Source organism: Streptomyces sp. NEAU-W12, from assembly GCF_026242095.1.
Lineage (GTDB): Bacteria > Actinomycetota > Actinomycetes > Streptomycetales > Streptomycetaceae > Streptomyces.
In genome coordinates, this window is record NZ_JAPJDM010000011.1 from 37,327 (window position 1) to 55,913 (window position 18,587).

The following is an 18,587-nucleotide window of genomic DNA, read 5'->3' on the forward strand; positions in this document are numbered from 1 at the left end:
CCTCCCGCACCCGGGCGGAGCCGTCCGCCCGGGTGCGGGGCGGACGGCTGAGAGGGATCACCCGCTCGTCGCGAGGAACTGCGTCGCCGCCAGCTCCGCGTACAGCGGGTCGGCGGTCACCAGTTCCCGGTGCGTGCCGACCGCGCGGACCCGGCCCGCGTCCATCACCACGATCCGGTCGGCCATCGTCACCGTCGACAGCCGGTGCGCGACCACCAGCACCGTCGTCGTCCGGGCCACATCGGCGACGGTGTCGCGCAGCGCCGCCTCGTTCACCGCGTCGAGCTGCGAGGTGGCCTCGTCGAGCAGCAGCAGCCGGGGGCTGCGCAGCAGCGCACGGGCTATGGCCACCCGCTGGCGCTCTCCGCCGGACAGCTTGGTGCCGCGATGCCCCACCAGGGTGTCGAGCCCGTCCGGGAGCCTGGCGACGAGCCCGTCGAGCCGGGTCGTCTTCACCACCCGCGCCACCGCGTCGTCGTCCGCCTCCCGGTTCCCGAGCAGGAGGTTGTCGCGCAGGGAACCCGACAGGACGGGCGCATCCTGCTCCACGTAGCCGATCGAGGACCGCAGCCGCGACAGCTCCCAGTCGGCCAGATCCCGCCCGTCGAGGGTGATCACCCCGGAGTCCGGGTCGTAGAAGCGCTCGATGAGCGAGAAGACGGTGGTCTTGCCCGCGCCGGACGGGCCGACGAACGCGGTCATGCCCTGCGCGGGCACGGTGAACGAGACACCGTGGTGCACGTACGGCAGATCGTCCGCGTAGCGGAAGCGCACGTCGTCGAAGGCGAGTGCGGCGGGCGCGGCGGGCGCGGTACCCGGCGCGGGCAGGAGCGCGGGCCCCGCGGCCGGCTCCGCGGGCAGCCGCAGCGCCTCCTGGATACGGGCCAGGGCGGCGCTGCCCGTCTGGTACTGCGTGATCGCGCCGACGACACTCTGGATCGGCATCATGAGGTAGAAGACGAACAGCAGGAACGCCACCAGCGTGCCGATGTCGATGGCGCCCGTCGCCACCCGCGCCCCGCCCACCGCGAGCACCGTGACGAAGGCGACCTGCATCGCGAGCCCCGCCGTGTTGCCCGCCGCAGCCGACCACTTGGCGGCGCGCACGCTCTGCCGCCACGACTCCTCGGCCGCCTCGTGCAGCGCGCGCTCCTCGCGTGGCTCGGCACCGGAGGCCTTCACCGTGCGCAGCGCGCCCAGCACCCGTTCCAGGGAGGCCCCCATCACGCCGACCGCGTCCTGAGCCTGCCGGCTGGCCCGGCTGATGTGCGGCACGACGAGCGCGAGGACCGTCCCCGCACCCACGATCACGGCCAGGGTGACCCCCAGCAGCACCGGGTCGACGAAGCCCATCAGCGCGATGGTCGCGACCAGCGTCAGACCGCCCGTACCGAGGCCCACCAGCGAGTCCGTGGTGACCTCCCGCAGCAGCGTGGTGTCGGAGGTGATGCGGGCCATCAGGTCGCCGGGCTCACTGCGGTCCACGGCTGTGATCCGCAGGCGCAGCAGATACGACGACAGCGAGCGCCGCGCCCCCAGCACCACCGACTCGGCGGTACGCCGCAGCACGTACGAACCCAGCGCGCCCAGCGCGGCGTTGGCGACGACGAGGGCGGACATCAGCACCAGGGCGCCGGTGATGGCCCGGTCGTCCGACAGGTCGTCGATCAGGCCCCGGGCGACCAGCGGCAGCATCAGACCGGTCGCGCCCGTCAGCAGGGACAACGAGGCACCGCCCAGCAGGGCCCACCGGTGCGGTCGCACGTAACCGAGGAGTGCCCGCCAGGCGGGCGGAGCGGACTTCCGTACTGCCTTCGGCGCTGTGCTGGTCACGTCGCTCCCTGGGCGTCGGGCGGAGAGTTCAGGCTACGTCGCCGCGGTGGTCCCGGGACGCGCCGGGGCGCCCCCGGTCCACCCGGCACGGCACACGGGTGTGGAACACCGGTACGAACGCCACGACCTGCTGTGGAGCCGATCGGCCGGGTCACGGGCAGGTCGCGTAGGGTCGACAGGACGTACCACCGGGAGACGAAGGAGCCAGCACCATGGCGCAGGAAGTACGCGGCGTGATCGCACCGGGCAAGGACGAGCCGGTGCGCATCGAGACGATCGTCGTACCCGACCCGGGGCCGGGCGAGGCGGTCGTCCGCATCCAGGCCTGCGGGGTGTGCCACACCGACCTGCACTACAAGCAGGGTGGCATCAACGACGACTTCCCCTTCCTGCTCGGCCACGAGGCCGCGGGTGTCGTGGAGGCGGTGGGCGGCGACGTGACCGACGTCGCCCCCGGCGACTTCGTCGTCCTCAACTGGCGCGCGGTGTGCGGCAAGTGCCGTGCCTGTCTGCGCGGACGCCCCTGGTACTGCTTCGACACGCACAACGCGAAGCAGAAGATGACCCTCACCGACGGCACCGGACTCTCCCCGGCGCTCGGCATCGGAGCCTTCGCCGAGAAGACGCTCGTCGCCGCCGGACAGTGCACCAAGGTCGACCCCGCGGTCTCCCCGCAGGTCGCCGGGCTGCTCGGCTGCGGTGTGATGGCCGGCATCGGCGCCGCGATCAACACCGGCAACGTCGGCCGGGGCGACTCCGTCGCCGTCATCGGCTGCGGCGGCGTCGGCGACGCCGCCATCGCCGGTGCCCAGCTCGCCGGAGCGGCGCGGATCATCGCCGTCGACATCGACGACCGCAAGCTGGAGACCGCCCGCTCCATGGGCGCCACCCACACCGTCAACTCCCGTACGGCCGACCCGGTCGAGGCGATCCGCGAACTCACCGGCGGCTTCGGCGCCGACGTCGTCATCGAGGCCGTGGGCCGCCCCGAGACGTACGAACAGGCCTTCTACGCCCGCGACCTGGCCGGCACCGTCGTCCTCGTCGGCGTGCCCACCCCGGAGATGAAGCTCGAACTGCCGCTCGCCGACGTGTTCGGCCGCGGCGGTTCCCTGAAGTCGTCCTGGTACGGCGACTGCCTGCCCTCGCGCGACTTCCCCATGCTGATCGACCTGCACCAGCAAGGCCGCCTGGACCTCGGGGCGTTCGTCACCGAGACGATCCGGCTCGACGAGATCGAGAAGGCCTTCGAGCGGATGCATCACGGTGACGTGCTGCGCTCGGTGGTGGTGCTCTGATGGCCACCCGCATCGAACACCTCGTCACCTCCGGGCAGTTCAGCCTCGACGGCGGAACCTGGGACGTCGACAACAACGTGTGGATCGTCGGCGACGACCACGAGGTGGTCGTCATCGACGCCGCCCACGACGCCGCCGCCATCGCCGAGGCCGTGGGCGACCGCCGCCTGAAGGCGATCGTGTGCACCCACGCCCACAACGACCACATCGACGCCGCACCCGCCCTGGCCGAGCGCACCGGGGCCACCATCTGGCTGCACCACGACGACCTGCCGCTGTGGAGGCAGACCCACCCGGACCGCGACCCCGACGCCTGGCTGGTCGACGGCCAGGTGATCGAGGCGGCCGGCGCCGACCTCACCGTGCTGCACACGCCGGGGCACGCGCCCGGTGCGGTCTGCCTGTACGATCCCGGGCTCGCCACCGTATTCACCGGTGACACCCTGTTCCAGGGCGGTCCCGGCGCCACCGGCCGTTCGTTCTCCCACTTCCCGACGATCATCGACTCGATCCGGGAGCGGCTGCTCACGCTCCCGCCTCGGACCGCGGTCCGCACCGGCCACGGCGACCCGACCACCATCGGCGCGGAGGCCCCGCACCTCGAGGAGTGGATCGCCCGCGGCCACTGAGGCCGCTCCGGTGACTTCAGGGAAAAGGTGACAGAGGATGTCCGGCTTACCCGTCACGCTCGTAACGACAGCAGATCGCTGTCGCACGTGAGGGGAGGCCGGATCATGCCGGAGTCGACCACCGGGTCGTCGAGCAGCGACGGCTCGTCGCAGTACAAGGTCGCACTGGTCGCGGGAGCGACCCGGGGAGCCGGACGGGGCATCGCCGTCGAACTGGGCGCGGTGGGCGCCACCGTCTACGTCACCGGACGCAGCACCCGCGCCGAGCGCTCCGAGTACGATCGCCCGGAGGCCATCGAGGACACCGCCGACCTGGTCACCGAGGCCGGCGGCCGGGGCATCGCCGTGCCCACCGACCACCTGGACCCCGCCCAGGTCAAGGCCCTCGTCGACCGCATCGCCGACGAGCAGGGCCGCCTCGACGTCCTCGTCAACGACATCTGGGGCGGCGAGAAGCTCTTCGAATGGGACGCCCCCGTCTGGGAGCACGACCTCGACAAGGGGCTGCGCCTGCTCCGGCTCGCGGTGGACACCCACGCCGTCACCAGCCACCACGCCCTGCCCCTGCTGCTGCGCCACCCCGGCGGCCTGGTCGTCGAGGTCACCGACGGCACCGCGGACTACAACCGCGACACCTACCGCGTCTCCTTCTTCTACGACCTCGCCAAGGCGTCCGTCCTGCGCATGGCCTTCGCCCTCGGCCACGAACTCGGCCCGCGCGGCGCCACGGCCCTCGCGCTCACCCCCGGCTGGCTCCGCTCGGAGATCATGCTCGACGAGTTCGGGGTGGGGGAGGACAACTGGCGGGACGCCCTGACCCGCGTGCCCCACTTCGCCATCTCCGAGACCCCGCGCTACGTGGGCCGGGCCGTCGCCGCGCTCGCCGCCGACCCACGGGTGTCCCGCTTCAACGGCACTTCCCTCTCCAGCGGCGGCCTCGCCCGCGAGTACGGCTTCACCGACCTCGACGGCAGCCGTCCGGACGCCTGGCGCTACCTCGTCGAGGTCCAGGACCCGGGCAAGCCGGCGGACGTCACGGGCTACCGCTGACGGCTCACCTCCCCCCGTTGCCGCGGTCACGCCTGCGACGCCTCCCCGAAGCCCGGGATTTTCAGCCGGGTACCGCCCTGCAGCGCCGACGGGCGGTCACCGAGGGCAGGGGGCACGGGTGCTCCCGGCGGTCACGAAGACGTCCACGAGGTAGGGGGCCGCCCTCGTGACCGTTGGTTGGGCTGCAGCGGCTCGCCGACGTGGATGTCACCGACGCCGGGGCGCGCCTGGAACAGGACGGCGAACCGGCCGGCGCCGACGACACCGGGCGAGGACGTCAGGAACGCGTGCCCTTCACCAGGGAGGGAAAAGGCTGCGGACGGGAGCTCGGGGATGTGAACTCGCCCACGTTCCATGGCAGATGGACGTGATCAGTGACACTGTCCGCTATGTCCGATTAGTTCGTTAATACTCACGCGGCTTTCACGTCGGTGGTCCTATGCTTCACAGCATGTCCACCACTCTCGAACCGTCATCCGAGCGATCGGCTGCCGAGGTCAACGAGGAGATCCGGGCCCTGTGGCTCCGGTCGGGCGGGACACTGAGCGGCGAGCAGCGCGCGGAGTACCAGCGCCTCGTCCAGGAGTGGGCCGCGGCCCTTCCCGAGCGGGCCGAGGCGGCCTGAGGCGCCGCACGGGCTGTGCCGTTGGTCCTCCCTCCGCCTGTCCCTTCACCCGTCCCGGCCTCGGCCGGGACGCATCCGCCTTCCTCGTGGCCGGAGCCGCCCGGGGCACGGGTGAGCCTCCTGGCCGATGCCCGGGCCGGCGTCCGGCTCAGCCCCATGTCGCCGAGTAGTGCCGCTGGTACGCCTTGCGGTCCTGCTCCGACCGGATCCAGCGGGTCGCCACCAGAGTCATCAGGCTGCCCCCGATGACCAGCATCCCGGGTCCCACGTTCCGCGGGTCGGTCAGGCGGGACAGCAGCGGCGACGCGCTGGTGCCCGCCGCCGACGAACCCGGTGACGCGGTGTCCGGAGCCGCTGCCGCGTCCTCCGCCGACGGAGCGGGGGCGGCCGTGTCCGCGTCGCCCCCGGCCGCCGGGGCCACGAGGAGGTCCACCTTCAGTTGCGTCAGTGCCTTCGTGACCGGCTGGAAGAACGTCGTACCGTTCGCCTGCCGGCAGTCGCCGCTGCCGCCCGACGTCACACCGAGCGCGATGCCCTCGGAGAACATCGGGCCGCCGCTGTCACCGGGCTCTGCGCACACAGTGGTCTCGATGAGGCCGCTGACCGTGCCCTCCGGGTAGTTCACCGTCGCGTTGAGCGCCGTCACCTCCCCGTCGCGCAGCCCGCTGGTGCTGCCGCTGCGGAACACCCGCTGGCCGACGGTGGGGTCGCCGACACCCGTGATCCGTACGCCCTGGCCGTTGCCGACCGAGACGACACCGGCGCCCTCGCCGGCCCGGCCGCCGTCGTACTCGATCAGGGAGTAGTCGTCGCCGGGGAAGCTGCCGCCGACCGTGGTGCCGACCTTCCTCCTGCCTCCGTCGTCGGCGAACCAGACCGACCCGTCCGGCCCGCAGTGCCCGGCCGTGAGAATGAACTCACGCTTGCCGTCGGTCACGTTGAAGCCCGCGGAACAGCGTCCGGCGGTCGACAGGATGGGCTCCGCCCCGTTGACCCGCGTGGTGAAGGTGCCCTCGGTGCGTTCCATGCGGACGAAACCACCGGCTCCTTCCGCCACTCGGGTCAGATCGGACCAGTCGTCCGCGGACACCGTGCTGTCGCCGCGTACCACCACCTCGTTCGACCGGTAGTCCACGGCCCAGGCCGTCCCCGGTACGCGCGGCGCCGACCCCAGCGTCCGAGTGGCCGACTTCAGGTCGCGCATGCTGTGGCGCACCATCGTCGGGTCCGCGCCGGCCTCCCGCACCTCGGCCGCGGCCTTCTCGTCGGTGACCGCGACGACCGTGCGCCCGTCCTCGCCGAGCCAGCTGCCCGCCGTGCGGGACGAACCGAGCCGCGACACGAGCGAGGAGCCGGGACCGGTGTCCTCCTCGGACGCGGCGTACGGAACCGGGGCCGGCGCCGGGGGTTCGCCCGCGACGGCGCGGGTCACCATCGTCGCTCCGAGGAGGAGTCCGCCGACGGCAGCCAGCCGTGTCACTCGCCGGACGACCCGTCGTCGTGCGTGCCTCATGCATGACTCCCGAACCAGAGCAGCGCGGTGCGAACACCGCGGGGCCTCCCCTGAGTCGAGTGCCCTCGGTCCATACGGACGCGGGCCCCGCCGTGTTCACCGCCGGAGCGATCCGACGCCGGGAGGCGTCGGCCGGCCCGCGCACCGACCGCAGGAGGCGCCGGCCGGACCTAGACTGCCGGATATGGACAACGCGTTGCTCGAGCGGCTCGGAGCGGGAAAGTACCTGCTGGTCACCAGTTACCGGCGGAACGGCACGCCGGTGGCCACCCCGGTGTGGGTGGTGCGGGACGGGGACGCGCTCGGGGTCTGGACCGCCGCCGACTCCTGGAAGGTGAAGCGCATCCGGGCTCGCGCCGATGTCCTGGTCGGCCCCTGTGACGTGCGCGGCCGTCCGAGCGGTGACCAGGTCCCGGCCACCGCGGCGATCTGCGACGCGGCCACCACCGCCCGCTACCGCGAGCTGATCGCTCGCAAGTACGGCCTGCCGGGCCGGCTGACGCTGCTCGGCAGCCGACTGCGCCGGGGCCGGGGCGGCACCGTCGGCATCCGGGTCACGCTCGCCGGCTGAATCCCCGGCCGGCTGAACTCCTGCTGTCCAAAGCGGGCTGCCGGGCGGACGGTCAGGTCCAGGCGCGGTAGGGCTCGTCGACGAGCTGGAAGACCGGCTCACCGCGCACCGGGTCCTTGGCCGTGGACAGCCGCACCCGGTCCCCGCTGTGGATGCCGATCGGCGGTCCCATGACCCTGCCGCGGACGACGAAGCCCTCGGCCATCTCGATCAGGGACACGTTCCGGGCGGCCGGCGTATTGCGGTGCAGCGTCGTGGAGTGGCGGACCGTGCCGACGCCCGCGCTGCGCTCCGTACGCAGGTCGCTGCCCTGACAGACGGGGCACAGCAGCCGGTGGTACATCGCGGTGCCGCACCAGGTGCACCGCTGGAAGGCCAGGGCCTCCGCGCTGTTCGCCGCCTGGGGCTCGAGCAGACCCGTCGTGGTGCCGGCTGCCTGCTGAGCCGCGCTTCCTGAGTGGTGGTACACGCTGGTCAACTCCCTGCACTCGGCCGCCATCCCGCGCGCACGGTGCCCCGGCACGCATGTGCCCGGTGTGTCCTGTGCCACCGTGCACAGCGACAGGGTATGGCACTCAGTGCCACCCGTAAAGGCACTCCGTACCCCCTGGTGGTGTCCGCCGTGCTCCCGCGCCGTTCCGGCACCGGTGGATCATTCGTATGATCAGGTACCTGTGTCCCCCGAGGAGCCCCGCATGGCGCCCGCCCGCCCCCGTCCCCGCCTCCTGTACGTCACCGACCCGGCCTATCCGGCCCGCGGGCGCCGCTACGGCGACGAGGACGTCCGGCTCACCTCCCGGCTGCGCACCGACTTCGACCTGGCGCTCTGTCATCCCCGGGACGCCGCTGCGCTGCTGGACGGCTTCGACGCCGTGGTCGTCCGCAACAGCGGCCCGGTCATGACGTACCCGGACGCCTACGACGCCTTCCGCGAACGGGCCACGGAGACCGGGAAGCCGGTCTACAACCCGCTCACCGGCCGGGGCGACATGGCCGGCAAGGGGTACCTGCTCGAACTGGGCGCTGCCGGGTGGCCGGTGATCCCCACCGTTGGCCGCGCGGAGGACCTGCACCTGCTGCCCCCGGCGGACCGGTACGTGGTCAAACCCAGGCTCGGCGCCGACTCGACGGGGCTGCGTGTCGTCGCCGCGGACGCCGTACGGGAGTTCGTCGTCGGCAGCGTGCTGGTGCAGCCGTACATCGACTTCGCGTACGAGGTCTCCTTCTACTTCGTCGACCACGACGTCCAGTACGCCCTGTACGCCCCGGACCCCGGTCGGCGCTGGCGGCTGGAGCCCTACGAAGCCACCCCGCGCGACCTGGAGTTCGCCCGGGGCTTCGTCGACTGGAACACCCTCGACCACGGCATCCAACGGGTCGACGCCTGCCGCGCCCCGGACGGCGAACTGCTGCTGGTCGAGCTGGAGGACCTGAACCCGTACCTGTCCCTCGACGCCCTGGACGCGGTGTCGCGGGAGTCCTTCGCGTCCGCCATGACGGCTTCCCTGCACCGCTTTCTGCGGGCCGCCGGTTGAACCTCCGCCGCCCCCGGTGCGTATCTCCTCCCGTGGGCGGACCCGCCCTCGTGCGCAGCGGAAGGAGGGCAGCGTGCCCACGCAGTCCGACCCCGGGCAGCCGCACGGCGGCCCGCCCCTCGAGCCCGTCCGCGTCCTGCGCCCCCGCCGCACGGACGCGCTCGCCGAACTGTTCAGGGAGTTCGAACGGGAGGAGCGCGAGGGCTACGAGTCCGTCACCCTGCCCGGGCCCGTGGCCGGTGCGCAGGACGAGACGCGGGAGTTCCCGTCGGTCGCCCCCGGACCATCCACCCGGCCACCGGCGGCCGTGCCCGGCCCGGCGCACGAGAACTTCACGCACCACGCTCCCGCGTCCGGCCGCACCGCCCCCCGGTGCCGCTCGCCCCGCGGTCCTTCGCGTGACGGCACTGCGCCCGGCCGCTCCCCGCACGCCGGCACGCACAGTTCCGTGACGCGGCGGGCCGCCGTGGTGATCGCCGTGGCCGCGGCGGCGGTCCTCGGCTTCGGCGGAGCGGTCCTGCTCCTGGGACGGGACTCCGACGTCCGTGCCGCGCCCGGCCCCCGCCCCTCCGCGAGCCCGCCCGCGACCGCGCCCGCCGCACCGCCCGTGCGGGCCCCGGCCGCCCCCGGGCCCCTCGGCGAGGGCGACTCGGGACCCGAGGTGACCGAACTCCAGGAACGTCTCCTGCGCATCCCGGACGTCTACCGCGAGGGCGCCGCCAGCGGCCGTTACGACGCCGCCCTGTCGGCGGCCGTCGCCCGGTTCCAGCTCTGGTACGGAGTCCAGGGCGACGAGACCGGCGTCTACGGCGACGACACCCGCCGCGCGCTGGAGTCCCGTACGGGATGACGCCCGACCGGCGCGCCCCGTCCCGGTCAGCGGCCCGATTCCGCCAGCGCCCGGGTGACCGCGCGCACGCTGCGGGCGATGTGCTGCAACTGCATGACCTCGGCCGCGTACAGCTTGATCGTGTGCTCGATGACCCCCTCGTGCAGGCCCAGCCGGGGCAGGTCGGCCCGTGCCGTCTGCAGGGCGGTGCGCGCCACCCGGATCTCGTGCTCGACCTGGATCTGGGCGTGCCGCGCCAGCAGGACGGGGTGCCGGATGAACGCGGGGTAGCTCGCGTAGCGCGCCGGTACCAGCTCGCGCAGCCACCTGGCCGCCGAGCGCTCCCAGTCGTAGCTGCCGGGTGCCTTGACCTGGCAGGGCCAGTCCGGACTGAGGCGCGTGGACGTCACGGTCATGATCATCGCTTCCGGGGGTGCGGCGTCGCTGGGGTGGGCGACGGGTGGGGCTGCCCGGGTCCGGCGCGGCGCCCGGTCCGGGGGCGGTCCGACGGTCTTGGGCGTTCGCGCAGGACATGTCGTGATCCGCCAGCAGTATTTATATATGCCATCCGGTTTTCAAGGCGTATGAAAACATTCATGCGCGCTTTGAAGGGGAAGGTCCGCCCGATGGTGCCCTCAGTCCCGGAGGAAGAACTGATGCTGGTCGGCGACCTGCTCGTACTCGTCGAGCCGTGCCTGTGTCCGCTCCGGGTCCGCGTCCGTCATGGCCTGGAGCAGCGCCGCGCCCATCACGCCCGCGGCGGCGTACGAGTCGAACACCAGACGTGACCCGGTGCCGGTCGCGAAGGCGACGTCGGCCTCGTCCGCGAGGGGGCCCAGCGCCAGGTCGGTGATCAGCGCGACCTTCAGCCCCGCGCCCCGGGCGACCCGCACCGCCGTCAGGGTCTCCTGGGCATGCCGCGGCATGGAGAACGCCAGCACCCACGAGCCGCCGGCCTCCCGTGACTGCAGCAGTGCGTCGTAGGCGACGCTGCCGCCCCGGGTCACCACCCGGACGTCCGGGTGGATACGGCGGGCGGCGTAGCCGAAGTACTCGGCGAGGGACACGGAGATGCGCAGCCCGAGGACGGTCAGCGGCACGGACGCCGCCAGCGTGCGGCCGATCTCGATGACCCGGCCGGGATCGGCGAAGTCCCGCCGCAGGTTCTCCAGGTTCTCGATCTCGGCGTCCACCGCCGCCTGCAGCTCGTTGCCCCGGTTCTCCTCCGCGGGCCCGCCGGGGAGCGCCCCGAGGGCGATCGTCTGGAGCTTCTCCCGCAGCGCGGGGTAGCCGCTGAAGCCGACCGCAGAGGCGAACCGGGTCACCGAGGGCTGGCTCACCCCGACGCGCTCGGCGAGGTCCGTGATCGACAGGAACGCGGCCTCCGTGAGGTGCTCGATCAGATACTGGGCGATGCGCCGCTGCCCGGGGGAGAGGCGGGGCCTGTCGAACAGCGTGCGGAGCTGGGACGTCGGGGACACCTCCGTGCCCTGGTCCGCCCTCCCCGAGGTGATCGCGGATGCCTGTGCGCGTGTCTGCTGCGGCGATGGCACCGGGGCGCCTCCTTCGTCTCCCACGACGGTTCGATTCGGTCCGTCACCGGCCAACACACGGCACCGCCGACGCCGGAACCACGAGGTCCGCGCGGTGCCGGGTCCGCGTCACCAACTCGGCGTTGGGCCCGTCCGAGCGCGTGACCCAGGCCACCGCCTCGTCCCGGGGCTTGCCGAACTCCACGTGCCGGGCCACCAGCCGCCGGACCCGCTCCTCCTCGTCCAGCTCGCAGAACCACACCTCGTCGAGCTGCGGCCGCACCCGCGCCCACGCACCGGTGTCCAGCAGCAGATAGTTCCCCTCCGTCACCACCAGCCGGGCCGTCGGCGGCACCGCGACGGCCCCCGCGACCGGCTGCTCCAGCACCCGTTCGAAACCGGGCGCGTACACGACGTCCCCGTACGTCTCCTCGCGCAGCCGCCGCAGCAGAGCCGCGTATCCGGCCGCGTCGAAGGTGTCCGGGGCGCCCTTGCGGTCCCGGCGGCCGAGCCGGTCCAGTTCGGCGTCGGCGAGATGGAAGCCGTCCATCGGGACATGGGCGACCCACGGCTCCCCGGTGCCGTTCAGCGTCCGTACCAACTCCCCGGCGAGCGTGGACTTTCCGGCCCCGGGGCTGCCCGCGATGCCGAGTACCGCGCGCCGGCCGTCCCGGCCGAGGGCTCGGGCCCGGTGGAGGAGATCGTCGAAGGTCGGCGCCATACGGGAGAGTGTGCCACCCCCGGCCGCCCCGCCCGCTGCCCGCCCGTCGCCGGGTGCGGCCCACCGGGACGGGGGACCATGTCCCGTATGACGGATCTGGGTCTGCCCGAGAACATCCTGGCCTGCCTCTTCGACCTCGACGGTGTCATCACCAGGACCGCCGCCGTCCACGCGGCGGCCTGGAAACAGGCGTTCGACACCTTCCTGCGCGAGCGGGACGGCACGGACTTCCGGCCGTTCACCGACGCCGACTACGCCGAGTACGTCGACGGCCGCCCGCGGTCCGACGGCGTGCGCGTCTTCCTCGCCTCCCGCGGTCTCGACCTGCCCGAGGGCGCGCCGGACGATCCGCCCGGGGCCGCGACCGTGCACGGGCTCGCCCGCCGCAAGAACGAGCTGTTCCTGGAACGGATCCGCGCCGGCGGAGTGGAGGCCTACGACGGCACCCTGCGCTACATCCGCGCAGCCCGTGCCGACGGCCTGCGCACTGCCGTCGTCTCCGCCAGCGCCAACTGCCGGGACGTGCTGCGCGCCATCGACGCCGAGCGCCTCTTCGACACCCGCGTGGACGGTGTGGTCGCCGCCGGGCGCGGCCTCCCCGGCAAGCCGCGCCCGGACACCTTCCTCGCCGCCGCCGGGGACCTCGGCGTCCCGCCCGGCCGGGCCGCCGTGTTCGAGGACGCGCTGGCCGGCATGGACGCGGGCCGCGCCGGTCGTTTCGGATACGTCGTCGGCGTGGACCGCGTCGGCCGGCCGGACGCGCTCTACGCCCATGGCGCCGACCGGGTCGTGACGGACCTCGCCGAACTCACCGGGAAACCCGCAGGCCCCGCAGGGCGGTGACCGCATCCGCCGCCCCGCCTGCCTCGGCACGCGTCGCAGGTTAATTTGTCCCTGTCTGCACGTAAGTGATCGGCTGGGTCAGCGGCACACAGGACAAAGGACGGACGATGGCCGACGGCAGGAGCGCCCTTCTCGCCGGAGGACGGCGACGCGGACGTACGCCCTCGCCGGGCGCATCCCGTCCCGCGAGCGGCACCGCACCGCTCGCGGTCCTGGCCGCCGTCTTCACCGTCGCCCAACTCGTTCTCGTCCGCCCCGTGCTGGGACTCGGCTGGGACGAGATCGTCTACGTCAGCCAGGTCACCTCCCACCATCCGGCCGCCTTCTTCAGCGCCCCGCGCTCCCGGGGCGTCCCCCTCCTGGTGGCGCCCGTCGCCTCCTGGTCGGAGTCCACCGCGCTGCTGCGGGTCTACCTCGCCGTCCTGTCCGGCCTGGGCCTGTACCTGGCGCTGCGCGCCTGGCACGGGCTGTTTCCCACCCGGGTCCTGGTCACGGGCGGCGTCCTCTTCGCGTCCTTGTGGGTCACCCTCTTCTACGGCCCCCAGGCCATGCCCAACCAGTGGGTCGCACTCGGAGCCCTGATCGCCGTCGGCTGCTTCCTGCGCCACCATGCCGACCGCTCCGCACGCGGAGCGCTCCGGGGCATCGCGGCGGGGGCTGCGCTGATGGCGCTGATGCGGCCCACCGACGCCGTATGGGTGACGGTCCCGCTGCTGGTCCTCGCCCTGGCCGGCCGGCGCGTCCGCCCGCTGCTCGCACTCGCGGCGGGCCTCGGGGCGGGCGCGGCCGAGTGGCTGGCCGAGGCCTACGCCTGGTACGGCGGCCCGGGGGAGCGGCTGGCCGAGGCCTCCCGCATCCAGGGCGGGCTCGGCCTGCACCTCGCCGTCGACGACCACATGCGCAGCCTGGGCGGGCGCGGTCTGTGCCGTCCGTGCACCGGGGCGATGCCCCATCCGGTGATCACCCTCTGGTGGTTGGCCCTGCCGCTCCTGGCCGTCCTCGCGCTGGTCGTCGCCGTACGGGCCCGGCGCGCGCTGCGCACCGCGCTGCCGCTGGCCTGCGCGGTCACGGCCGCCCTCCCGTACCTCTTCATGATGGGGTACGCGGCTCCCCGCTTCCTCCAGCCCGCCTACGCCCTGCTCGCGATCCCCGTCGCCGACGCACTGTGGCATCTGGTCGGCACACCGGCCGGGAGACGGCGGCCGGTCGTGACGTCACTGGTCGCGCTCGCGCTGGCCGGGCATCTGACCGTGCAGTCGGCCGTCCTGGTGCACACCGTGGACCGCACCACCGACGACCGCCGGGACTGGGCCCGCACCGCCGGCGAACTGCACCGGCTCGGCGTCCGCCCGCCCTGTCTGATCACCGGTCACGAAGCCATTCCCGTGGCCTACTACACCGGCTGCTCCTCCGGCGGGACGGGTGGGAACAACGAGAACATCACGGTGGCGGAGATCCTGAGCGCGGCGGACCGCGTGCCCGTCGCCGCGCTCACCGGCCCCGGCGGAACCCCGCCCGGCTACGCCCGCGCCTGGCCCGCGCACGCGATCGGCGACCTCCGGGCCAGGATCGCGCCGACGCCGGGGCAGGCCGCCCCGAGGACCGCGACCACGGTCGGGCCGGGGTGACGGGGGGCAACGGGGAGGGCCGGGCAGGGGTCAGGGGAGGATCTTGTCCAGTGCGGCGGGGCCTTCCTCCTCGAGCTTGCGCCTGGCCCATTCGAGGTTCTGCGGGGTGAGATCCTTGCCAGAGGCAAGGACGAGGTCCTCCGGCGACACGTCGGTGCCGGTACGGGCGTGGAGCAGGCCGTCCGGAGTGGTGCGGTCCTCGGGCGGCCGTGACTTCTCGGGCTGGGACGTCGACATCTCTTACTCCTCGGGTCCGGATGGCTGTGGCGGCCCCGGTGCGGTCATCGGGTCCGGTATCACCATTCAATGCGGGAGCCCGCCGCGCATCCGGAACACGGGGGCGCCGCCTCGAAGGGGCCGCTCCTCATGTGCAGGAGTACCTTCCCCGGCCCGTGGAAAACCTGCCCGCGCCGGCGGCACACGCCGTGGGGACCACCACGGACGCGAGGCGGGGCGCCCTCCGTCTTCCGGCCCTTCGGTGCTCCACCGCCCCGGCCTTCCGGACTAGAAGGGCGACAGCGTCAGGCGTATGCCCGCGGGAGCCGTGTCCTGGACGTACGAGGCGAAGTCGGCGACGTCGTCGAAGGCGAAGCCGTACGCCCTGCCGTCCTTTGTGGCCGTGTGCACGGCCTTGGAGTAGTGGTTGGTGGGCTCGGTCCGGTAGAAGACCGAGGCGTCGGTGGTCGGCTGGTCGGGGTGGCTGAGCAGGGTCGAACGGTTGAAGCCGGCGCCGAGCACGGCGGCTACCGGGCCGGTCGTACCGTCGTTCGGGGCGGCGAGCGCCCCGTCGCAGAAGAGGACGTCCCGGGCGGACGGCCTGGCGAAGGAGACCTGGGCGGGCCCGTCGAAGGTGAACCGGTCGCCGCGCACCCGGCCCGTGAAGGTACCGGTCGTCTTGCCCCTGACGGTCTGTGGGCTCTGACGGAGCCCTTGCTGCCGAAGTTCGCGCCTCGGAAGCAGGGCGGGGGCACGGCCCCGGTCGACGAGCGGCAGGTGTTCGCTGCGGTGGTGTACGTGCTGGCCAGTGGGTGTGCAGGGCAGTTGCTGCCCGGTACGTTCGGCGTCTCGCCGGCGACTGCGCACCGGCGGTTCGCCGCCTGGACGAAGGCAGGAGTCCGGCGAAAGCTGCACCGGGCGGTTCTGAACGAGCTCGGGGCCCGCAGTGAGATCGACTGGACCTCGGCCATCGTGGACGCCGCCAACGTGCGGGTGAGAAAGGGGTTCGCCGACCGGGCCAAACCCGGTCGACCGAGGCAAGAAGGGCAGTGAGCTGCACGTCCTGTCCGATGCCCGGGGGCTCCCTCTCGTCGTCGGCGCCTCCGGCGCGAACGTTCACGACACCCACGCCCTGCGGCCGCTGGCGCGGGGGATACCGGCGGTGCGCTCCCGGCGCGGACCGCGCCGCCGTCGGCCGGTCAAGCTCCGGGCCGGCAAGGCATATCACTCCGCTGAGCACCGCAGATGGCTCCGCGAGCGGGGCATCTGCGGTGCGCATCGCCAGGTCCGGCATCGAGTCCGGCGAACGACTCGGCCGTCACCGCTGGCGGATCGAGCGAACGATCAGCTGGCTCTTCGGCTGCCGCCGCCTCACCGTCCGACACGAACGCAAGGGTGATCACTTCCTCGCCTTCCTCGGCCTCGCCGCCGCCCTCACCTGCTACAAGAAACTGGCGAAAGCGGCCACGTGAGACAACCTCCAGGGCGCCCTGGCCTTAGAAGAAGTGTTTGCGTCCACCGACCGCGTGACCGGTCGCGCCCAGGACCCACAGGATGACGCCCACCAAAATAAGGATGCCGCCGATCGTCGTGAGCAGCCCCATACCGACAAGCAAGCCGATGATCAGCAGAATAAGCCCAAGAATGATCATTTCAAGCTCCTGTCGTCAGGTCCGGCTCAGACGCATGTGCGTATGAGCTTCACACCGGCCCAAATTCCGCTCGACTGGTGGGCCCCGGCTCCGAATGGCACCAGGATCTCGGTGCGATAGCCCTTGTACCCGGCGACACGGTGTCCACGCGCGTTCTCGAAAATCCTTCAGGAAGCGACCACCCAACCGGGTCAATCCCCACAGCCTCCAACTGCCGGTGCGTACGTGGACATCGACGTAAGGAAGATCCCCGTGAGCGCGGGGTGGTTCGCCGGTCGAGTGGCAGGTACCAGTCGTCTCCGTGTGGTCCCCGCCAATACGGGAACGGCCCCCAGTACTGGGGAACGACTACCTCAGGCGGAGGCGGGAGCGAGCTGGTCAGCGGGCCGTCGCCGTCGTCCGGGCGAGGTCCACCTCCCCGGCCTCCACCAGCGCTCGGCGCAGCTGCTGCGTGGTGGCGGGCGATCGGGGGCGGGCAGGGTCTCGGCTGCCGGGACCAGGGTGCGGGCGTGCGCGCGGACCTCGACGTTGTACCAGCGGCCTGCCGTCCCGCCTCCCCCAGGGCGTGGCCGGGGTCGGGTGGCCGTGCTGCGCGGCCACCCGGGTGTCACCGCTCGTTTCCGGCGCGGAGCCAGGCGAGGTAGTCGGCGGCAGCTGCGGCGGTGCCGTACTGGGGTTCGAATCCGGTGTCCTCGCGCAGGCGCGTGATGTCGAGCCAGCTCACGGGCCGCGCTGGGGCCGAGGGCAGCTTCCACCGGAAGCCGGGCTCGATGGATTCGATCGCGGTGACGACGTCGGCGTTGCTGGTGGCCCGGCCGGAGGCGACGTTGTACGTCGAGTGGTGCAGCTCGTCGGCGAGCTGCAGGAGAGCGAGCGCGCGACCGGTGTCTTTGACGTAGAGCAGATCGAGCGCGTCCTCGGCGTGCGGCGGTGCCATGAGTCCCGTCAGATCGGGCTCGGTCAGCCGCGCTGCGGCGTGTGCGAGCGACGGGGCGGCGAAGAACGGGTCGGGCAGGTGTCCGCCCGGCCCCCAGGTGCCGGAGATGCGTGCGTTGACGATGTCCACGTCGGTCACGTCCGACAGATGGCCGGCGAGCAGTTCGGCGATCTTCTTGAACGTCGGGATGACGTGGAAGTGCTCCAGGGAGAGAGGCATGTCCTCGGTGAGCGGGCCCTCGTGCGCAGTGCCGCCGTAGACGCCGATGGTGCTCGCGGCCACGACGCGGCGCACACCCCAGGTCTGCGCGGCGCGGACGATGTTGAGGGACGCGTCGAGTGCCCGTCCGGACGCGCCGATCGGGTCGTCGCTCGCCACCGGCCAGGGCAGAGCGACGGCGAGGTGCACGATCCCGGTGATCGGGTACTTCTGCCCGACGGCGAGCAGGGCGTCGAGGTCGGCGACATCGCCCTGGGCGACGTGTATGGGCAGGTCTGCGAGAGGGAGGGGAACCTGCGGGCTGCGGCGCTGGAGGAGGACGCACTCCTCACCCGCTTCGGCGAGCGCGCGGACGGTGTGGGTGCCGATGAATCCGGCCCCTCCGGTGACAAGGATCATGACGACACCTCTCGATGCGGTGCTGATTATCAGCATTACTGACGATCAGCCTAAGCGTAAGATGGTTGCATGTCCACCGAAGCGAGCGCCGCCGCCGACCCGCATGACGTCCTGGGGTACCTCCTCAAGCACGCCACCTTGAAGTTCACGGCGCTGACGGACGCGGCGCTCGAACCGTTGGGGATCGACAGCAAGGACTTCGGAGCGTTGCGCGTCCTGGCCCACCGCGAACCGACGTCGCAGTTGCAGGTGGCGCAGACGCTCGGCATCGACCGCACCACAATGGTGGCGTTGCTCGACGTGCTTGAGCGCAAGGGCATCGTCACGCGCCGACCGGATCCGGCGGACCGGCGCAGGAACGTGGTCGAGCTCACCGACCAGGGGGTGCGCGCCTACGACGCCGCACAGACGGCGTACGAGGAGACCGAGAGCGCGTTCCTCGCTGCGGTCGGCCCGGGTGCGGCCAGCCAGCTCCGCCGTACGCTGCGGACCCTGCTGGAGGCCTGAGCCGGGCTCCGCGGGCCGCGTGCAGCAGCGGTCCCGATGGCGAAGAACCT

At 72.5% G+C, this 18,587-nt stretch carries 19 protein-coding genes and 2 pseudogenes; 11 read left to right on the plus strand and 10 right to left on the minus strand.

Annotation, left to right across the window (positions count from 1 at the left end):
* Positions 1-57: 57 nt before the first annotated feature.
* Positions 58-1,833, minus strand: coding sequence for an ABC transporter ATP-binding protein (locus ORI94_RS15535; protein ID WP_266075638.1), 1,776 nt, complete (start codon positions 1,831-1,833; stop codon positions 58-60).
* Between the two features lie 212 nt (positions 1,834-2,045).
* On the opposite strand from ORI94_RS15535, the gene ORI94_RS15540 reads away from it, so the two are divergent.
* From ORI94_RS15540 to ORI94_RS15555, 4 genes are all read left to right on the plus strand, one after another.
* Positions 2,046-3,131 (plus strand): S-(hydroxymethyl)mycothiol dehydrogenase, encoded by a 1,086-nt coding sequence (locus ORI94_RS15540; RefSeq protein ID WP_266075640.1) that lies wholly within the window; start codon positions 2,046-2,048, stop codon positions 3,129-3,131.
* Complete coding sequence (locus tag ORI94_RS15545) at positions 3,131-3,760, plus strand: MBL fold metallo-hydrolase (RefSeq protein WP_266075642.1); 630 nt, start codon at positions 3,131-3,133, stop codon at positions 3,758-3,760. Before ORI94_RS15540 ends, ORI94_RS15545 begins: the two co-directional genes overlap by 1 nt.
* Before the next feature lie 105 nt (positions 3,761-3,865).
* Positions 3,866-4,810: an SDR family oxidoreductase gene (locus ORI94_RS15550; RefSeq protein ID WP_266075644.1), complete on the plus strand. Its 945-nt coding sequence runs from the start codon at positions 3,866-3,868 to the stop codon at positions 4,808-4,810.
* A 439-nt stretch (positions 4,811-5,249) separates the two neighbouring features.
* Entirely contained in the window at positions 5,250-5,435 is a 186-nt protein-coding gene (locus tag ORI94_RS15555; RefSeq protein WP_266075646.1) for a hypothetical protein, read from the plus strand.
* A gap of 148 nt (positions 5,436-5,583) precedes the next feature.
* Here ORI94_RS15555 and ORI94_RS15560 read toward each other — a convergent pair whose 3' ends face one another.
* A complete protein-coding gene (locus ORI94_RS15560; RefSeq protein ID WP_266075648.1) occupies positions 5,584-6,948 on the minus strand; it encodes a S1 family peptidase in 1,365 nt (454 codons plus the stop codon).
* 184 nt (positions 6,949-7,132) lie between these two features.
* On the opposite strand from ORI94_RS15560, the gene ORI94_RS15565 reads away from it, so the two are divergent.
* On the plus strand, positions 7,133-7,519 hold the full coding sequence (locus tag ORI94_RS15565) for a PPOX class F420-dependent oxidoreductase (protein ID WP_266075650.1): 387 nt from the start codon (positions 7,133-7,135) through the stop codon (positions 7,517-7,519).
* 52 nt (positions 7,520-7,571) lie between these two features.
* Here the strand turns inward: ORI94_RS15565 and ORI94_RS15570 are convergent, their stop codons facing one another.
* Entirely contained in the window at positions 7,572-7,988 is a 417-nt protein-coding gene (locus ORI94_RS15570) for a Zn-ribbon domain-containing OB-fold protein (protein ID WP_266075652.1), read from the minus strand.
* 226 nt (positions 7,989-8,214) lie between these two features.
* Between ORI94_RS15570 and ORI94_RS15575 the strand changes: the two genes are divergently transcribed.
* Entirely contained in the window at positions 8,215-9,054 is an 840-nt protein-coding gene (locus ORI94_RS15575) for a hypothetical protein (RefSeq protein ID WP_266075654.1), read from the plus strand.
* Between the two features lie 73 nt (positions 9,055-9,127).
* Positions 9,128-9,904 (plus strand): peptidoglycan-binding domain-containing protein, encoded by a 777-nt coding sequence (locus ORI94_RS15580; RefSeq protein ID WP_266075656.1) that lies wholly within the window; start codon positions 9,128-9,130, stop codon positions 9,902-9,904.
* Positions 9,905-9,930: 26 nt separating this feature from the next.
* Here ORI94_RS15580 and ORI94_RS15585 read toward each other — a convergent pair whose 3' ends face one another.
* The 3 genes from ORI94_RS15585 to ORI94_RS15595 all read right to left on the minus strand — a co-directional run bounded on the left by ORI94_RS15585 (position 9,931) and on the right by ORI94_RS15595 (position 12,136).
* Entirely contained in the window at positions 9,931-10,305 is a 375-nt protein-coding gene (locus ORI94_RS15585; RefSeq protein WP_042170479.1) for a hypothetical protein, read from the minus strand.
* Between the two features lie 213 nt (positions 10,306-10,518).
* Positions 10,519-11,436, minus strand: coding sequence for a MurR/RpiR family transcriptional regulator (locus ORI94_RS15590; RefSeq protein ID WP_266075660.1), 918 nt, complete (start codon positions 11,434-11,436; stop codon positions 10,519-10,521).
* A 43-nt stretch (positions 11,437-11,479) separates the two neighbouring features.
* The gene (locus tag ORI94_RS15595; protein WP_266075662.1) at positions 11,480-12,136 is read right to left on the minus strand and encodes a nucleoside/nucleotide kinase family protein; all 657 of its coding nucleotides are present in this window, start codon (positions 12,134-12,136) and stop codon (positions 11,480-11,482) included.
* 87 nt (positions 12,137-12,223) lie between these two features.
* Between ORI94_RS15595 and ORI94_RS15600 the strand changes: the two genes are divergently transcribed.
* Complete coding sequence (locus ORI94_RS15600) at positions 12,224-12,979, plus strand: HAD family hydrolase (RefSeq protein WP_266075664.1); 756 nt, start codon at positions 12,224-12,226, stop codon at positions 12,977-12,979.
* 107 nt (positions 12,980-13,086) lie between these two features.
* Complete coding sequence (locus ORI94_RS15605; RefSeq protein WP_266075667.1) at positions 13,087-14,607, plus strand: hypothetical protein; 1,521 nt, start codon at positions 13,087-13,089, stop codon at positions 14,605-14,607.
* A gap of 30 nt (positions 14,608-14,637) precedes the next feature.
* Here the strand turns inward: ORI94_RS15605 and ORI94_RS15610 are convergent, their stop codons facing one another.
* Entirely contained in the window at positions 14,638-14,844 is a 207-nt protein-coding gene (locus tag ORI94_RS15610) for a hypothetical protein (protein WP_266075669.1), read from the minus strand.
* 267 nt (positions 14,845-15,111) lie between these two features.
* Positions 15,112-15,495: pseudogene (locus tag ORI94_RS15615) on the minus strand (beta-1,3-glucanase family protein); the annotation flags it as partial.
* A gap of 21 nt (positions 15,496-15,516) precedes the next feature.
* Here ORI94_RS15615 and ORI94_RS15620 point away from each other — a divergent pair.
* Positions 15,517-16,295, plus strand: a pseudogene (locus ORI94_RS15620) (IS5 family transposase).
* Positions 16,296-16,319: 24 nt separating this feature from the next.
* Here the strand turns inward: ORI94_RS15620 and ORI94_RS15625 are convergent.
* Both ORI94_RS15625 and ORI94_RS15630 read right to left on the minus strand, forming a co-directional pair.
* Positions 16,320-16,475, minus strand: a complete 156-nt coding sequence (locus ORI94_RS15625) for a DUF6131 family protein (RefSeq protein ID WP_266075671.1) — start codon at positions 16,473-16,475, stop codon at positions 16,320-16,322.
* Between the two features lie 607 nt (positions 16,476-17,082).
* A complete protein-coding gene (locus ORI94_RS15630) occupies positions 17,083-18,030 on the minus strand; it encodes an NAD-dependent epimerase/dehydratase family protein (protein WP_266075674.1) in 948 nt (315 codons plus the stop codon).
* Positions 18,031-18,099: 69 nt separating this feature from the next.
* Between ORI94_RS15630 and ORI94_RS15635 the strand changes: the two genes are divergently transcribed.
* Positions 18,100-18,537, plus strand: a complete 438-nt coding sequence (locus ORI94_RS15635; RefSeq protein WP_266075676.1) for a MarR family winged helix-turn-helix transcriptional regulator — start codon at positions 18,100-18,102, stop codon at positions 18,535-18,537.
* Positions 18,538-18,587 lie beyond the last annotated feature (50 nt).

Coding starts and splice junctions, on each gene's coding strand:
- ORI94_RS15585 (WP_042170479.1), bottom strand. CDS start 10,305: ATGATCATGACCGTGACGTCCACGCGCCTCAGTCCGGACTGGCCCTGC.
- ORI94_RS15625 (WP_266075671.1), bottom strand. CDS start 16,475: ATGATCATTCTTGGGCTTATTCTGCTGATCATCGGCTTGCTTGTCGGT.
- ORI94_RS15565 (WP_266075650.1), top strand. CDS start 7,133: ATGGACAACGCGTTGCTCGAGCGGCTCGGAGCGGGAAAGTACCTGCTG.
- ORI94_RS15600 (WP_266075664.1), top strand. CDS start 12,224: ATGACGGATCTGGGTCTGCCCGAGAACATCCTGGCCTGCCTCTTCGAC.
- ORI94_RS15545 (WP_266075642.1), top strand. CDS start 3,131: ATGGCCACCCGCATCGAACACCTCGTCACCTCCGGGCAGTTCAGCCTC.
- ORI94_RS15595 (WP_266075662.1), bottom strand. CDS start 12,136: ATGGCGCCGACCTTCGACGATCTCCTCCACCGGGCCCGAGCCCTCGGC.
- ORI94_RS15575 (WP_266075654.1), top strand. CDS start 8,215: ATGGCGCCCGCCCGCCCCCGTCCCCGCCTCCTGTACGTCACCGACCCG.
- ORI94_RS15550 (WP_266075644.1), top strand. CDS start 3,866: ATGCCGGAGTCGACCACCGGGTCGTCGAGCAGCGACGGCTCGTCGCAG.
- ORI94_RS15540 (WP_266075640.1), top strand. CDS start 2,046: ATGGCGCAGGAAGTACGCGGCGTGATCGCACCGGGCAAGGACGAGCCG.
- ORI94_RS15635 (WP_266075676.1), top strand. CDS start 18,100: ATGTCCACCGAAGCGAGCGCCGCCGCCGACCCGCATGACGTCCTGGGG.
- ORI94_RS15560 (WP_266075648.1), bottom strand. CDS start 6,948: ATGAGGCACGCACGACGACGGGTCGTCCGGCGAGTGACACGGCTGGCT.
- ORI94_RS15555 (WP_266075646.1), top strand. CDS start 5,250: ATGCTTCACAGCATGTCCACCACTCTCGAACCGTCATCCGAGCGATCG.
- ORI94_RS15610 (WP_266075669.1), bottom strand. CDS start 14,844: ATGTCGACGTCCCAGCCCGAGAAGTCACGGCCGCCCGAGGACCGCACC.
- ORI94_RS15605 (WP_266075667.1), top strand. CDS start 13,087: ATGGCCGACGGCAGGAGCGCCCTTCTCGCCGGAGGACGGCGACGCGGA.
- ORI94_RS15630 (WP_266075674.1), bottom strand. CDS start 18,030: ATGATCCTTGTCACCGGAGGGGCCGGATTCATCGGCACCCACACCGTC.